At 61.8% G+C, this 16,259-nt stretch carries 10 protein-coding genes; 5 read left to right on the forward strand and 5 right to left on the reverse strand.

Annotation, left to right across the window (positions count from 1 at the left end):
• Positions 1 to 72: 72 nt before the first annotated feature.
• Positions 73 to 2,973 (reverse strand): beta-galactosidase GalA, encoded by a 2,901-nt coding sequence (gene galA / locus ACSQ8Y_RS07550; protein WP_436265830.1) that lies wholly within the window; start codon positions 2,971 to 2,973, stop codon positions 73 to 75.
• A complete protein-coding gene (locus ACSQ8Y_RS07555) occupies positions 2,970 to 3,209 on the reverse strand; it encodes a hypothetical protein (protein WP_436265831.1) in 240 nt (79 codons plus the stop codon). Before ACSQ8Y_RS07555 ends, galA begins: the two co-directional genes overlap by 4 nt.
• Before the next feature lie 441 nt (positions 3,210 to 3,650).
• Here ACSQ8Y_RS07555 and ACSQ8Y_RS07560 point away from each other — a divergent pair, with 441 nt between their 5' ends.
• The 5 genes from ACSQ8Y_RS07560 (at position 3,651) to ACSQ8Y_RS07580 (ending at position 11,375) form a co-directional block, all read left to right on the forward strand.
• Entirely contained in the window at positions 3,651 to 6,179 is a 2,529-nt protein-coding gene (locus tag ACSQ8Y_RS07560; protein WP_436265832.1) for a cellulose binding domain-containing protein, read from the forward strand.
• A 16-nt stretch (positions 6,180 to 6,195) separates the two neighbouring features.
• Entirely contained in the window at positions 6,196 to 6,792 is a 597-nt protein-coding gene (locus ACSQ8Y_RS07565) for a PEP-CTERM sorting domain-containing protein (protein WP_436265833.1), read from the forward strand.
• 100 nt (positions 6,793 to 6,892) lie between these two features.
• The gene (locus ACSQ8Y_RS07570; protein WP_436265834.1) at positions 6,893 to 8,452 is read left to right on the forward strand and encodes an alpha-N-arabinofuranosidase; all 1,560 of its coding nucleotides are present in this window, start codon (positions 6,893 to 6,895) and stop codon (positions 8,450 to 8,452) included.
• Between the two features lie 166 nt (positions 8,453 to 8,618).
• The gene (locus ACSQ8Y_RS07575; protein WP_436265835.1) at positions 8,619 to 9,668 is read left to right on the forward strand and encodes a glycoside hydrolase family 43 protein; all 1,050 of its coding nucleotides are present in this window, start codon (positions 8,619 to 8,621) and stop codon (positions 9,666 to 9,668) included.
• Between the two features lie 129 nt (positions 9,669 to 9,797).
• Positions 9,798 to 11,375: a GH39 family glycosyl hydrolase gene (locus ACSQ8Y_RS07580; RefSeq protein WP_436265836.1), complete on the forward strand. Its 1,578-nt coding sequence runs from the start codon at positions 9,798 to 9,800 to the stop codon at positions 11,373 to 11,375.
• Between the two features lie 182 nt (positions 11,376 to 11,557).
• Here ACSQ8Y_RS07580 and ACSQ8Y_RS07585 read toward each other — a convergent pair whose 3' ends face one another.
• The 3 genes from ACSQ8Y_RS07585 to denD form a co-directional block, all read right to left on the reverse strand.
• Positions 11,558 to 12,784 carry a XylR family transcriptional regulator gene (locus tag ACSQ8Y_RS07585; RefSeq protein ID WP_436265837.1) on the reverse strand — a complete coding sequence of 409 codons (1,227 nt, stop codon included), beginning with the start codon at positions 12,782 to 12,784 and terminating at the stop codon, positions 11,558 to 11,560.
• Between the two features lie 712 nt (positions 12,785 to 13,496).
• Positions 13,497 to 14,702, reverse strand: coding sequence for a helix-turn-helix domain-containing protein (locus ACSQ8Y_RS07590; RefSeq protein ID WP_436265838.1), 1,206 nt, complete (start codon positions 14,700 to 14,702; stop codon positions 13,497 to 13,499).
• 528 nt (positions 14,703 to 15,230) lie between these two features.
• Positions 15,231 to 16,184, reverse strand: a complete 954-nt coding sequence (denD, locus tag ACSQ8Y_RS07595) for a D-erythronate dehydrogenase (RefSeq protein WP_436265839.1) — start codon at positions 16,182 to 16,184, stop codon at positions 15,231 to 15,233.
• Positions 16,185 to 16,259 lie beyond the last annotated feature (75 nt).

Raw genomic sequence — 16,259 nt, forward strand, 5'->3', positions numbered from 1 at the left:
TGAAGCCCAACGCTTGCCAGGCGCCCGGTCCGCATCATAGCAAGATTTCTAAACGCGGCCCCCGATAACAGACTAGCGCAGTTCGAAGCGAAGCGCCATCTCAGTCAGCTTACCGGACGTCGCAGTGAGCGTCGCCGCGCCAGGCTGACCGGTCGACTGCACGATCACCTGCGCCCAGCCGTTAAAGACGCTGCGCTGCCACGGCGCTGCGGGCTCGGTCGTGCGCAGCACGCCCCATTTGCCGGTGCCGGCCGAGGAATCGAACATGGCCTGCACGCCCCCCTTCGGGGTGCTTATCACATAGGTCAGGCTGTTCGAGGCCTTCAGGCTGGCCGCCGCGATCTCCACCACGAGCGCGCCGTCGACCTCTTTCGGCTGAACCTGCTGGCCGTTCAGATACACCTTCTGGTCGCCGCTCAGGCGGTCGATGAACAGCGCCAGCCGGGTGTCACCCTGCATGGCCGGACGGGGGAACTGGCCGCGCAGCACCAGGTGGCTGGTGCGCGGCGGCTGCGCCTCCGGCGCGAGCCCGGCCGACGGGTCGCGCCAAAACGAAACGTCGGCCGTGTCGGCGACGGCTTGCGGCTGGTCGGCACTGTCGGTCGCCAGCACGCGCCATCCGGACAGGCCATGGAAGGCATGCCGTTCGGCCGGATGGTCCGGCTCGTGCGAGCCAGGGTCGCCGTTGCCGACCCCGATGATGCGGATCGGACCGCTGGTGGCGAAGCGGACCGTGTCGCCGGCGGTCGGCACGGTGCGGCCTTCCCGGTCGGCGACGTTGACCCACACGACGGCGACATCACGGCCGTCGGCCGCCAGCGCCGCCTTGTCGGCGGACAGTTTGAGTTGCGCGGGCGCGCCGGTGGTCGCGACTTCGCCGCTGGCGACCGCCTGGCCGCCACGATAGGCGGTGGCAGTCAGCTTACCCGCCCGGTAAGGCACCATCCACTCCAGTTTCGAGTCTTTGACCATGGCGCGGCGTCCCAGCGAGCGGCCGTCCTGGAACAGCTCGACCGCGTCGCCATTGCTGTACACGTGCACCTTGACCGGCTGGCCTTCCTTGCCGGCCCAGTTCCAGTGCGGCAGGATGTGCACCATCGGCTGATCGGTCCAGACCGACTTCAGGTAGTAGGCCGTATCCTTGAGCACACCGGTGGTGTCGAGCATGCCGAATTGCGAGGACACCGCCGGCCAGCCGAACGGCGTGGTCTCGCCGCGGTAATCGAAACCGGTCCAGACGAACATCCCGCCCATCCAGTCGCGCGCCACCACCCGGCGCCAGCCTTCCTCGATGGACAGGCTGCTGCCGGGGCGGGGCTGGTTGTCGTAGGCGTTCAGGTGCGAGCGCTCCGGCGCATCGGCATAGATGCCGCGGGTAGCGTAGGTCGTGCCTTCCTCCGTCATGATGGCCGGCTTTTCCGGGTGGTCGCGGTGGAATTTGTCGACATCGTGCTGGACGCCATAGTTAAAGCCGATCACGTCGGCGGCGACTGACACGCCCGCGCCCGAACCGCTGGCGGCCAGCGTCGTGCGGCGGGTCGGGTCGAGCCGGTGTACATAGTCCTGCATCTCGCGCGAAATGTGGGTGCCCAGATCCTTCCATTCCAGCGCCCACTCTTCATTGCCAACCGACCAGAGGATCACGCTCGGATGGTTGCGGTCGCGCCGCACCATGCGTTCCAGCTGTCCGCGCAACTCGGGCGTGGTGCCCATCATGCGGTGCTCGTCGATCACCAGCATGCCGAGCCGGTCGGCCTCGTCCAGCAATTCCGGGGTCGGCGGATGGTGCGAGGCGCGGTAGGCGTTCACGCCGAAGGATTTGAGCTGGCGGAGACGCCAGGTCTGCAGGCCGTCCGGCAGCGCGACGCCGACGCCGGCGTGGTCCTGGTGGTTGTTGGTGCCCTGCAGTTTCAACGCTTTGCCGTTCAGGAAAAACCCCTTGTCCGGATCGAACACCACGGTGCGGATGCCGAAGCGGGTATCGTAGCGGTCGATCACGCGGCCGCCCTGCAGCACCGTGGTGGTCAAGGTGTAGAGATTCGGCTGATCAAGCGACCACAGGCGCGGATGGGGCACGCTGAGCGTGGCCTTGAACCCGGCTTCGGCGCTGCCGTCGACCGCCACGGTCGCCTGCCGGGCCGGCCCCGCCGGCTTGCCGTCGGGGCCGGCCACTTGATGGCGCAAGGTGAAGGATTCGCGCAGCTTGCCGTCGTTGGCGATGGTGACGTCGACCGCCACCTGAGCCTGCGCGCCCTCGACCTTCGGTTTCACAAAGGTGCCCCACTGCGCCACGTGCAGCGGCGCCGTCTTGGTCAGCCATACATGGCGGTAAATACCCGCGCCTTCGTAGAACCAGCCTTCTTCCACCGTGGCGTCGACCCGCACCGCGACCAGGTTGTCGCCACCCACGTTCAGGTAATCGGTGATGTCGTAGCGAAAACTCGAGTAGCCGCTCGGCTCGGTGCCGATGTAATGGCCGTTCACCCAGACGGTGCTGTTGCGGTAGACGCCGTCGAACTCGAGCGAAATGCGGCGCCCCTTGTCGGCGGCGGGAATGTGGATCAGCTTGCGGTACCAGCCGACACTGCTTTCCGGAAAATTGCGGCCGACCGCCAGCGAGCCGTGGCCGGTGCTGGCGCGCGCATCGAAGGGCTGCTCGACCGCCCAGTCATGCGGCAGGTCCACCTTGCGCCAGGCGGCATCGGGAAATTCGGCGCCGGCCGGTCCGTCGCCGAAACCGGCCTTGGCGAAGAAAAAGGAACGGGTGCCGTGACCGAAGTCCTTGGCCGTGTCGTGCGAGTGGCCGAAGGCGAAGCGCCAGCCGCTGTCGATGTTGATGCGCTCACGGCCCGCCGGCGCCGCCGCTTGCGCGCTCCCCTGGCTGGGGCTTTCGGCCACTGCGGCGGCAGCGGGCACGCAGGCGGCGCTTGCCAGCACGAGCGCCAGCAGAATACGGTTAAATGGATTGCTCACGCATTGTCCTCTCCGGTGTTTTTGTTCAAGATAATCCTGCTGACCGCGCCGATGCGGAATTGGACGCCATTCTTCAAGCGAGCGAAGCCGACGCCATCGCGGCTGGCGAGCTGTGCCGCAGCCACATGTCCGTTCAGGTCAACGCCGGTTTGCACCGGTGCGGCGGCAACTGCCGTCGAGAGCGCAAGTGAAGTGATGGCAATGGTTGCTACGCAGTAGTGCCATGCCAGGCACACGATCCCTCTCTCTCAGTTGAAATCGTTTTCTTTGGCAATCCAATTATGCATCCATGCAAGGTTCTTGAGAATGTGAAACCCACCAATTCTCAAACTTAAATTTAGCAAGAGTGACGGAACCGAACTCGTCCAAACGGCTTTGCGGGCGTTTCCGGCCATCGAATCAAGCACTTACCGAAACCCTCCAAACATCCCCTCTCGATCAGCTTGAATCGGGCTTCCTGCTGCGGGAACGACAAGCACCGGCGGGCCGGGGTCCCTCCGCCACGCCTGCTGATTTTGAGTGTGAGAATTGGTGAGTTTCACATTCTCAAGAACCTTGCATAGATCCACAATCGGATTGCCAAGAAAACGATTTCAACTGAGAGAGGGGTCGTTTCGCGCGGCGAACTGAATGATGTTGCTGCCAGGGCAACCATTTTAAAACTTGTGGAGACGGTTATGCATGTGAAGAAAACAATACTGGCACTGGCGACAGCGTGCCTGATGGTCCAAGGGGCCGGGGCGGCCGAAACTTATCGCTGGGACACCGTTGCAATGGGCGGCGCCGGCTTTGTTTCCGGCGTAGTTACCAGCAAGAGCGAGCGCGGCGTGGTATTTGTGCGCACCGACGTCGGTGGCGCCTACCGCTATGATGCCCAGAACGAGCGCTGGGTGGGCCTGAATGACTGGCTATCCGAAGACAACGCCGGCCTGATGGGCGTCGAGTCGATCGCAATCGACCCGCGCAATGCGGCCAATGTGTACATGCTGGCCGGCACCGAATACTACAACAGCGGCAAGAGCGCGATCCTGCGCTCGACCGACTACGGCAAGACCTTTACCACCACTGACGTGACGGCGCAGTTCAAGTCGCACGGCAACGGCGCGGGCCGCGCGAATGGCGAGAAGCTGCAGGTCGACCCGGGGTCAAGCAATGTGCTGTTCGTCGGCACGCGCAAGAATGGCCTGTTCAAGAGCGTCGATTCGGGTGCGACCTGGAATCGCGTCGACAGCCTGAACATCACCGAAACGCCGAACGGCGCCGGCATCAGCTTCGTGCTGCTCGATCCGACCAGCGTCAAAGACGGCACGGCCAAGCGCATCTACGTCGGCGTGTCGCGTTACGGCTCGGTGGGACCGAACCTGTACCTCAGCAAGGATGGCGGCGCCACCTTCGCCCCGGTCGCCGGCGCGCCGGCTGGCCTGATGCCGCATCGCGCGGCAATCACCAGCAAGGGCCGCCTGTACCTGACCTACGGCAACGGCGCGGGCCCGCACTCGAATTTGGCAAGCGAGCCGCTGAACACGGGCGCGATCTGGGAATACAATACCATCGGCGGCGTCTGGACCAACGTCACGCCGGCCGGCCAGACTGCCGTGTTCAGCGGCATCAGCGTCGACCCGGTCAACCCCAAGCGCCTGGTCGCTACGACCTCCAGTCTCTTTGCCTACCAGACGGCGCAGCCGGCCAATATGTGGGGCGACCTGATCTTCACCTCGATCGATGCAGGCCGCACCTGGACCAACCTGATGGAACGCGGCATGTCGGTCGATACGAACGGCATCGGCTACGCCAACACCGCCTCGATCCACTGGGCCGGCGCGGTCGAGTTCGATCCCTTCGATCCGAAGACCGCATGGGTCATTTCGGGCAATGGCCTGTACAAGACGACCGACGTCGACGCGCCCAAGAGCGTCTGGAAGTTCGACGTCAAGGGCATCGAAGAGAGCGGCGCCTACCAGGCAGAGAGCATCCCGGGCGGGCCGCTGGTGTCGATCATCGGCGACTTCGACGGTTTCAGCCATACCGATCCGTCCCAGTACGTCCAGCGCCATATGCCGGCGATGGGTTCCACCACCGGCCTCGCCGTGGCCGCCCAGGCCACGCACGTGATGGCGCGGGTGGGCAACGAGCTCTACACCTCGACCACCCAGGGAGCGACCTGGGAAAAAGCGCCGACAAAGATGGCCACAAGGGGCAACCTGGCGCTGTCGGCCGATGGCTTCGTGCTGCTGCATAGCCCGGAAAATTCGACCACCACCTATCGCTCGACCGATTTCGGCGCCAACTGGACCCCAGTCACCGGCCTGGCCGTGAACAATGCGCGCCCGGTGGCCGACGCGGTCAACCCGGCCAAGTTCTATGTCTACGACCGCCCCACCGGCACGCTGCTGGCGAGCACCGACGGCGGCGTGTCGTTCAGCCCCAAGGCCCAACTGTCGAGCTGGGGCTCTGACTTCGTGCGCGCCACGCCGGGGCGCGAGGGCGACCTGTGGATGTGCATGGAATGGAATGGCCTCTCCCACTCGACCGATTCCGGCGCCACCTTCACCAAAGTGGGCGCGATCAATTCCTGCAGCGGGGTAGGCCTGGGCAAGGCCGCGCCGGACGCCAGCTATCCGACCCTGTACCTGTGGGGCGCGGTGGACAGCAAACGCGGCCTGATGCGTTCGATCGACCAGGGCGTCAGCTGGGACCGCGTCAACGACGATATCCATCAATTTGGCGGCATGATACCCGGCCGCTTTGTGACCGGGGACATGAACACCTACGGCACGGTCTACTTTGCCGCCAACGGGCGCGGCATCGCCTACGGCAAGATCGACCCGGCCGGCGACGTCAAGGTGACGCCGCAGACGTATGCGCCGCCGCCGCCGCCGCCCTCGCTGAAACCGGCCGAATGCAAGTACATCGTGACTTCCACCTGGTGGGGCGGCGGCGTCGCCGAAGTGCACATCACCAACCAAAGCACCTCAGTCATCAGTGGCTGGACAGTGAACTGGACCTATGCCGACAACTCGGACTTGGAAGGTCGCTGGAGCGCGGCCGTGAGCGGCACCAAGCCGAGCTTCACGGCGACGAACAGCGAGCCTTGGAACCACGACATCTATCCGAACCAAATGGTCTCGTTCGGCTTTGTCTTCAACAATGGCGGCACAGAGAATCCTGGGCCGGCACCGGCTGTCACCGGCGACATTTGCAAGTAAAAGCAAGGAAATTGTCATGAAAAAAATTGTTTGCGCATTCATCGCCGGCGCCAGCCTGATGCTGGCCGGCGCCGCCCATGCTAGTCCAATCGGTTTCGAAGACGTGGCCACTGGCGGCGATTTCGCCAGCCTTTCCGACCTCAACCCTTACGCCGGCCTCTCCTGGGGTTCGGACTGGTATGCAGGCGACGAGAGCATCGACGGCTTCGCCAACGGCGCACATTCCGGCAGCAATTTCGCCGTCAATGGCTTCGGCGACGCCCCCATGAACGTGAGCAGCGCGGCCGGCTTCAACTTCGCCGGCGCCTGGTTCGCCACGCCGGCCGGCGCCAGCGACAAGGCCGGCTGGATCAACATCAGCGCCTACGATGCCTTGAACCAGTTCATCGGCAGCACCGGCAACATCGCCATTGGCGACAGCTACCAGTGGGTGGCGGCCAGCTTCAGCAATGTGGCGATGTTGACCATCACGCGCGACAGCGGCTGGTATGTGATGGACGACTTCACCACCGTGGCCGCCGCCGGCTCGGTGCCGGTGCCGGCCACGCCTCTGCTGCTGGGCATCGGCATGCTCGCGCTGGGGCTGGGCCGGCGCCTGAATCGCCGCGGCTAACAAGTAACCACGTCGTCCCGGCGCAGGCCTTCCCGCCTGCGCCGCGATGGCGTCACGTTTGCCGTCGGGTAGCGACACCACCCTGTTTCGAGAATAGTTAATGAAAAAAATACGTGTAGTGAAGAACAGCTTACTGGCGCTTGCCATGCTGGCGAGCGCGCCAGTATTCGCCGCCGTGACCATCAACATCAATCCGGCCAAGCCTGGCGCCGTTATCAACAAGAACGTTTATGGCCAGTTCGCCGAGCACCTGGGCACCGGCATCTACGAAGGCTTGTGGGTCGGTCCCGGCTCTACAATCCCGAATACCAAGGGTTGGCGCAACGACGTGGTCGCTGCGCTGAAGGACATGCACGTGCCGCTGGTGCGTTGGCCGGGTGGCTGCTTCGCCGACGAGTACCACTGGAAGGACGGCATCGGAGCGCGCGCCAAGCGTCCAGTCAAGGTCAACACCAACTGGGGCGGCGTCGAGGAGAACAACGCGGTCGGCACGCATGAATTTTTCGACCTGGTCGAGCTGCTGGGCGCCGATGCCTACGTCAATGGCAACCTCGGTACCGGCACGGCACAGGAAATGTCGGAATGGCTTGAATACATGACCTCCAACAGCAAGTCGACACTGGCCAATCTGCGCCGCAAGAACGGACGCGGCAAGCCTTTCAAGGTGGACTTCTTTGCGATCGGTAATGAAGCCTGGGGCTGCGGCGGCAATATGACGCCTGAGCACTACGTCAACCTCTACAAGAATTACGAGACGTTCCTGCGCGCGCCGGCCGAATTCCGGCCGAAGATGATCGCCAGCGGCGGCAACGGCTGGGACGCCGACGCCAAGTGGACGGACGTACTGAGCAAGAATCTGAAGAATCAGACCACCGGTATCAGCTTCCACTACTACACGATGCCGACCGGCGAGTGGGGCGTCAAGGGCGCCGCAACCGGCTTTGCGGAGCCGGAATGGATTTCGACGCTGGCGAATACCATGAAAATCGATGCGATGATCAAGAACAACGTCGCCAAGCTCGACAAGAACGATCCGGAAAAGAAGATAGGCTTCCTGGTCGACGAGTGGGGCACCTGGTATGACGCCGAGAAGGGCACCAATCCGGGCTTCCTGTACCAGCAAAATACCCTGCGCGACGCGCTGGTCGCGGCGCTGAACTTCAACATCTTCCATGCCCATGCGGACCGGGTCACGATGACGAATATCGCGCAGATGGTCAATGTGCTGCAGGCGATGATCCTCACCGACAAGGACAGGATGCTGCTGACCCCGACCTACCACGCCTACAAGATGTACGTACCGTTCCAGGATGCGACCTCCTTGCCAGTGGCCTTGAGCGACAACGTCGAATACAAGGTCGGTGCGGTCGGCATCCCGGGCATCAGCGCCTCGGCGGCGCGCGCCAAGGACGGCAAGCTGTACCTGGCGATCGTCAACACCAACCCGAACGAGGCGTCGGACGTGGCGGTCAATGTCGCCGGACAGCAGGTTTCCGGCGTCAGCGGCCAGGTGCTGACAGCGGCGGCGATGGACGCGCATAACACCTTCACGCAAAAGGATGCGGTCAAGCCGGCCCCGTTCGCAGCGAAGGCGGCCGATGGCAAATTGCGCCTGAAGATCCCGGCCAAGGCCGTGGTGGTGGTCGCGGTCGACAGGTGAGCAGGGGTGGCGCGGTGTACCGCGCCCCTGCGCAACGGGCCCGCCTTGCAAGGCAGGCCTCCTGAGCCCAAAGGGTTTTTCGGCGGGCAGAGGTGGCGCGGTGTACCGCGCCCCTGATCACCGGCCCTGCCTTGCAAGGACGATTTAGCTTTTGAATAGTTGACACATGGCCAATATGGATACCTGCATGATAAGTTTCTTGAAAAACAGTAGCGGCCCAAAGTGGCTGGCTTTGATATCGTTATGCGCGGCCGCGCTTACCGTTCCTGCGTGCGCACAACTCAAGCCCGGCAATGCCGCCGGCGCGAACCCGATCATCCGCGATAAGTTCACAGCCGATCCCGCTCCGCTGGTTGTCGGCGACACGCTGTATTTGTATACCGGGCACGACCAGGCGTCGGACAAGGAAATGTTCACCATGCGCGAGTGGCTGGTCTATTCGACCAAGGACATGAAGACATGGACGGACCATGGGCCGATCATGAATGTCAAGGATTTCAAATGGGCCAAATCGGATGCGTGGGCGGCGCAGGCAATCGAAAAGAACGGTAAATTCTATTTCTACGCCTCCGTCTCGAACGATGACAAAAACCCCGGCATGTCCATCGCTGTGGCGGTCTCGGACAAGCCGACCGGCCCGTTCGTTGATGCGCGCGATTCGGCCCTGGTGACCAATGCAATGACGCCCAAGGGCACGCACACCTGGGAAGACATCGATCCCACCGTGTTCACCGATGACGACGGCAGCAGCTGGCTGGCCTGGGGTAATGGCAATTGCTACATCGCCAAACTCAAGCCCAATATGATCGACATCGACGGACCGATCCGCGAAATCACACCGCCGCACTTCGTCGAAGGCCCCTGGCTGCACAAGCGCGGCGAGCTGTATTACCTGACCTATGCGTCGATGGACAGCAAGACGGAGACCTCCGAACACATTTCGTACTCGACGGCGCCAAGCATCAACGGCCCCTGGACTTACCGCGGACTGTTGACGGGACCGGCAAAAAACAGTTTCACCATCCACGCCGGCATCGCCAATTTCAAGGAGAACTGGTACCTGTTCCTGCATAACGCCGCACTGGACATCGGCGACATGAAAGGCTCGGCCGGCCGGCGTGCTGTTACCGTCGAGCATCTGCAATACAATCCGGACGGCACGATGAAGCCGGTCGTGCAGACTGAACTCGGCGTAAGTGTTCCGGGGGCGCGTTAGGACTTGCCCCGGGGCGAGAACGCCGCGTCCGCCGTGGCGCCTATGTCGTTGCGCTGGGGATCTGACCGCGATCTTGCAGGACGCTGGCAGCGCTAAGAATTACAAAGTCTAAAACCAATGGAGATACGAATGAGTAATAAAAAAATCGCGGCGATGCTGCTGGGCGCCTTAGTGGCCTGCGCGCCACTCAGCTGGGCACAGGATCGCGTCATCGACGTTGACGTCAAAGCCGTCAAGGGCAAGTTGAATCAGACGTTCAATCTGACGATCGGTGCCGGCCGCGCGAACGAAGGCTTGCGCGCCGACTGGCAGCAGCAGCTGGCCGAGATCAAACGCGACGCCGGCTTCAAGAACATTCGCATGCACGGCCTGCTCAGCGACGACATGGGCGTCTATGGGGGGACGGACGCGCAGGGAAATGAACGATACAACTTCCAGTACATCGACTCCCTGTTCGACTACCTGCTCAGCATCGGCGTCAAGCCCTTCGTTGAACTTGGCTTCATGCCGCAGGCGATGGCGAGCGGCAGCCAGACCATCTTCTGGTGGCGCGGCAACGTGACTCAGCCGAGCAGCTACGAAAAGTGGGAAAAGCTGATAAAAGCCCTGACCCAGCACTGGACCGAGCGCTATGGCAGGGAGGAAGTGGCCAGCTGGTACTTCGAGGTGTGGAACGAACCGAATCTGAATGAAAACGGCTTCTGGGCGGGAACGCAGGCGGATTACTTCAAGCTGTACGCCCACGCCGCGCGCGGGATCAAGAGCGTCAACCCGCGCTACAAGGTCGGTGGTCCGGCCACCGCAGGTGCCGCATGGATCCCGGAGATGATCGCCTACTGTGTACAGAACAAGGTGCCGCTCGATTTTCTCACCACCCATACCTATGGCGTGGGCGAGGGCTACCTCGACGAGTTCGGCACCAAGGGCACCGTGCTCAGCGCCGACGACACCGCGGTCGTCGGCGACGTGCTCAGGAACCGCAAGGAGATCGAGGCCTCGGCCATGCCCGGGCTGGAACTGCACTATACCGAGTGGAGCTCGTCGTATACGGCGTCCGATCCGACGCACGACAGCTACCACCAGGCGGCGTATATCCTGGACAAACTGAAGCAGGTCGGGAACGCGGCGCAATCGATGTCCTACTGGGTGTTCACCGACATCTTTGAAGAGCCAGGCCCGCGCTTTGAAGCGTTCCACGGCGGTTTTGGCCTGATGAACACGCAGGGGATCAAGAAACCGGCCTACTTCGCCTATCAGTTCTTGAACCAGCTGGGGCAGAACGAGCTGGCCAACTCCGACAAACGGTCGATGGCGACCACCGATGGCAAGGGCAATGTTCAGGTCCTGCTGTGGGACTACACCCACACGCTGCCGGAGAAGGTCAACAACCAGCAGTTCTTCATCAAGGATTTGCCGCCCAAGAACAAAGGAGAGGTGCAGCTCAGCCTGAAGGGGCTGAAAAAGGGCGCGTACACGATGGAAATTTCGCAGGTTGGCTACAAGCGCAACGATGCCTTCACCGCCTACATTGGCATGGGCTCGCCGAAGCAGCTGTCCCGGCCGCAGGTGGCCACGCTCAAATCGATTGCCAACGGCAAGCCGACCGAGCAGAAGAAGGTGCAAGTCGGCGCCGATGGCAAACTCAGCATGAAGCTGCCTTTGCGCGAGAACGACGTCTACCTGCTGAACCTGCGCGCGGCGAAATAAAGGTCTGTACTATCCGGCCGGCCCGGTGGTTGCCGGCTGGCGCGCGAAAGCGACTTGGGATGGTATTGGCCACCCAGTGGACGGGAGAAGGCATGGACGTTCCCAAGCTGTCGCTGCCGGGAGCCTTATTTCCCAGGAATAGGACCTTGCCCCGGGCGAGAACGCCGCGTCCGCCGTGGCGCCTATGCCGTTGCGCTGGGGATCTTGACCTGGACCCCGGCCATCTTTCCGCGCTCGCTGAGCACGCGTTGGCGATAGGCGCGCGGCGTGCAACCAAGCTCGCGCTTGAATACCACGTGCAAGTATTCGATGGACGTAAAGCCGCTGAACAAGGCCACGTCCTCGATGCTGCAATCACTGCTCTCCAGGCCGGCCTTGGCGGCATTGAGTTTGGCGCTCAGGATCATGTCGTGCACGCTGCATCCCAGCTCCTGGCGGAAGTAGGCTTCGAGCCAAGAGCGCGATACCCCCACATGATCGGCCACCTGCTCGGTCTTGATGCCCTGACAGGCATACTGACGAATGAAATGGCGCGCCCGCATCACGTGCGGATGCTTGACCAGCTCGTACTGGCTGGACGCGAGCACGTTGATGCCGGCCGGCGGCATCACGGTCCGCGTGTCCGGCAGGGGCACCCCGCGCAGCAGTTGCACGAGCAGATGGGCTGCCGCGCGCCCCATCTCCTGCGTGCCCTGGATCACGGAACTGAGCGGTATGCGGCTAAGCCTGCGCACCAGCGGATCGTTGTCGATGCCGATGATCGCCACCTGTGCCGGCACGTCGATGCCGGCGATGATACAGGCCTGCAGTAACTGGCGCGCGCGCGCATCCGTCACGGCGACGATGCCTAGCGGTTTGGGCAAGCTGCGCAACCAGTCGATCTGCCGCTGGACCGCCTCGTCCCATGAATGGACGCTGGTTTCGCAGCCGCGGAAGATCTCCGGTTCCAGCTGGTCGCCCTGCATCAGGTTGCGGAAGGCATTCTCGCGCTCCTGCGCCCAGCGGTTTTCCGCGGTGGCGGGAACGCTGAACATGGCGAAACGCTGCAGGCCGACATCGATCAGATGCTGGCGTGCCAGTTCAACCAGCTTGAAATTGTCGGTCGCCACGTAGGGCACCCCGGCCGGGTAATTGGCCGGGTCGGCATAGGAACCGCCGACCGCCACCACCGGTACGCTACAGCGCGACAAAGCTTCTGCCACGGCCGGATCGTCAAAATTGGCAATGATGCCGTCGCCTTGCCACTGCTCGATGCCTGACAGTCGCAGTCGGAAATCTTCCTCCAGGAAAAAATCCACGGCAGCGCGCGTTCTTCCCAGATAAGCGGCGATGCCTTCAATGACTTCGTAATCGAATATATTGTTTGCGTTAAATAGCAACGCGATCCGGTGTACTTTCGTCGTCTTCATTTTAATTGAATGCTTGGAAAGCATTTCCGAGAAAATGAAAACAGCCGCACCAGCGCATACAAAAAACCGAAGGGCATGATCGTGTCTCCAACTGTATTTTTATAATAGAAACATTCCGCTTGCAGGCCAACGGACCTGCCGCAAGCCAGTCCACCCGCGATCACGCGATTCCAGCGCGGTCTTGCATTAAGGCATCACACGCTCAACAGCGGAACTGCGCCCCTTATCTTGCGTCTACGACGGTGCGGTAGCTGGCCCACGCCTACAGCCTAGGCTGTGCATCATGAGCAACACTATCGTCGGCGGGCAAATTTCTTGCAAACCACAGAAATTGCAAGGAAAATTAGCCATAGTGAAAGTCCGCCGCGCCGTGGCAGCTGGCGGAAAGGTCGGGCAAGTGGACCGGGAGACGTGGTTGCCATGCCACGGTCCACTCGTGGAGCAGTCGTGGATCGGCCGGAGAAATGGGCACTGGCAAGGGATGGAATCGCGAATGCCCCCTGCGCCTGGCATAAGCGCGCGATAGCAACGGTTCAGCCGGGGTGTTCAGGCTGAGCAGGGAGGACGAGTGAGCTCAGACCTAGTGGATCGTTTGGCAACAGACCGTGGCATAAAAGCGCGTCTTTTTGCGCCTTGCCTGGCACAAAAATCCGTCGCTTTGATTTGCCACTCCAGTCGCCAAGTAAGCCACTAGTGCCTGGGATGCAGCGGTTCAGGCGAGTGGTGCTGACGGCGCGCTGTCGGCGGGCTGCTCTTGCTGTCGTTGCTGGGCGGCAAGCGTCCTGAATGACTTCGGCGTGCAGCCAAATTCGTCCTTGAACAGCTTATTAAAATAAGGAACATTCGCGTAGCCAACCATATACGCAATTTCCGACACGGCGGCGCTGCTTTTTTCAGTCAGCAGCCTGGATGCCTCAGTCAGCCGCAATTTATTCAGGTAACCGGTAAATGTCATGCCAAGTTCAGATTTCAGCAATTCATTGATTTTATGGCGGTTGGCGCCGGTCGCTTCCACCACAGTGTCCAGGTCCATTTCGGGATCGATATAAGAGCTGGCGATATATCGCAAGACCGACGCCTTCTCCTTGTCCTTGTACGGTTCCAGCGTTAACTGACGATAGGCCACGAACGGCAAATTTATTTTCATTTTTGAATCCACGCTGGCCAACAGCGCGCGGGAATGGGCCAGAAAAAACCAAACGCCAAATCCCACCCATCCACCCAGGATAATGACCACCAGCGCGGCCAAATAGCGGTCATCGCGGCCATGCAATGTCAGTTCGCTGATTTCAATATAGACATCGACATTGTGTGGAGTAGCAGCGCTGGTGCCAAACAGGATTTTCCCGACCTTGTCCAGTTTATAACTCTGGCGCCCCAAGTCCTGCTTCATCGAGGTGTACCACCAATCGGGAATAAGCAGCCGGGCCAGATCGAGCGTCACCGGCATACCCTGTTCATTGCACGAAAAAAACGTTCTAGGTGGAAGGTAAGTCTCGAACTTGCCTGGCTTGGAGATTTTTTCATCGAAGGCGGACACCTCGAAGGCCAAGGCAGTGGCTAGTGAACATTTAGCAACGAAGGAAATGGTACGGAACTTCGACCAATCCTCGTGGATTTTCTGTCCTTTGTCGTCATGGAGTTTCAGGTCGCCGGCGACAAAGGGATACGTGGCCACGTCCTTCAGCTTGAAGTCAAAGCGCAGCCGGTCGGGCGACGTGTCGTGCAAGCGCACTGACGACGCTCCGCCAGCTGCCACATCGGAATACGTTCCGTAATGCCAGCGGGAGCCATCTTTATGCGCCGGCATCAGCGTCTGTGTCGGAAAGGCGCGGTAAACAAGAAATACCGCCAGCAGCGCGTCCACGACGAGCAGGACAATCAGCGCCAGCAGCGCTTTCTTATAGAACTCTTGCATATACGTAGGATATCGAACTGTCTCAGTGCCGCACGTTCTGGACGGGTACGGTCTCCGGCATCATAACAGGCGAAATATGGACGGCCCCAGGTATTTTTGCAGCGGACGAACCTAACTCCGACAGGCTTCTGGTCAAGGATCGCAGTTAAGCCTTGAACCTGTCAATTCCGGATCTTGAACAGCGCGCGCAGGCCAGCCTGGCGGCCGCTCAGGTACAGGGTCAGGCGCTGGCTGGTCGCGGGTCCCTCCGTCTCCCATCCTGTCTACAACGTCAGCGCATCCACACGCCCCGGGATCTCGCGGTCCAGTGGCAGTGGCCCGTGCCAGGAACTGCTTGGAAAAACCGGCGATCAATTCGTCAAGCAAGGCCTTTGCACGGAGCAGAGGCATGCTACGACGAGGAATATGATCGCACGAAACTACACGCTTGGCGACTTGCCCAGCGCCTTGGCGGCCTGCTCCACGAATTCGATCGACGAGTGCGACGGATCGAACAGGCGGTCAACTTGCGGCCGCCGGGCAGCGGCTTCAGCGCGCAAGGTCGTCTTCGATGTAGGCCTGGATGATGGCGTCGACGTTGCTGTCAGCTTCGAAGCCTAGCGCGCCGGCGCGCGCCGTGTCCCAGGCGGCGGGCCAGCCGCCGACGATGCGTTCGACCGTGGCGTCCGGTTCCCAGCGGATGCGGGCGACAGCATCTTCGCCGCCGGCCCGGTGCAGGGCGCTGACCATCTCGGCCACGCTGACCGAGATCCCCGGCAGATTGACGATGCGGCTGTCTTCCAGCGCGGACGCGGGCAGGTCATGGCCCTGTACCAGGCATTCGATCGCCTGGCGCGGCGAGAGCAGCCATAGGCGTGTGTGCGCCGGCACAGGGCAGGTGGCTGGTTCGCGGTTCAGTGGCTCGCGGATAATGCCGCTGGCGAAGGAGGAGGCGGCCTTGTTCGGCTTGCCGGGCCGCACGCTGATGGTCGGCAGGCGCAACACGCGGCCGTCGATATACCCGCGCCGGCTGTAGTCGTTGACCAGCAGTTCGCCGATGGCTTTCTGCATGCCGTACGACGAGCGCGGGCTGAGCGCCGTGTTGTCCTGCACTACGTCTGGCAAATGGCCGCCGTACACCGCCACCGAGCTCGTAAACACCAGCTTGGGCCGGTTGCCGTTGGCGCGGCAGATATCGAGCAGCGCGCGCGTGGTGTCCAGGTTGACGCGCATGCCCAGGTCGAAATCCGCTTCCGCCTGGCCGCTGACGACTGCGGCGAGATGGAAAATCGAGGAGACATCGGCGCCGACCGCTTCGCGCAGCATGCCGCTGTCCGAGATGTCGCCTACCATGCTACGGACCCGCGCATCGCCAAAGTCGTGGGCCGGGAACATGTCCACCAGCGTCAGCTTGGTGACGGCGTCGCCGCCGGTCCGTTGCAGCAGTTTGCGCGCCAGGCGCTGCCCAAGGAAGCCTGCGCCTCCGGTAATCAAGACATGCATATTTTCCCCTTTGCCTTCCATGTTGTCTGAAATCTGTATGTTTTAAGCATATTCGTCTGAAATTTGTATGTCAAT

The sequence above is a fragment of the Pseudoduganella sp. LjRoot289 genome (assembly GCF_964252925.1).
Lineage (GTDB): Bacteria > Pseudomonadota > Gammaproteobacteria > Burkholderiales > Burkholderiaceae_D > Rugamonas.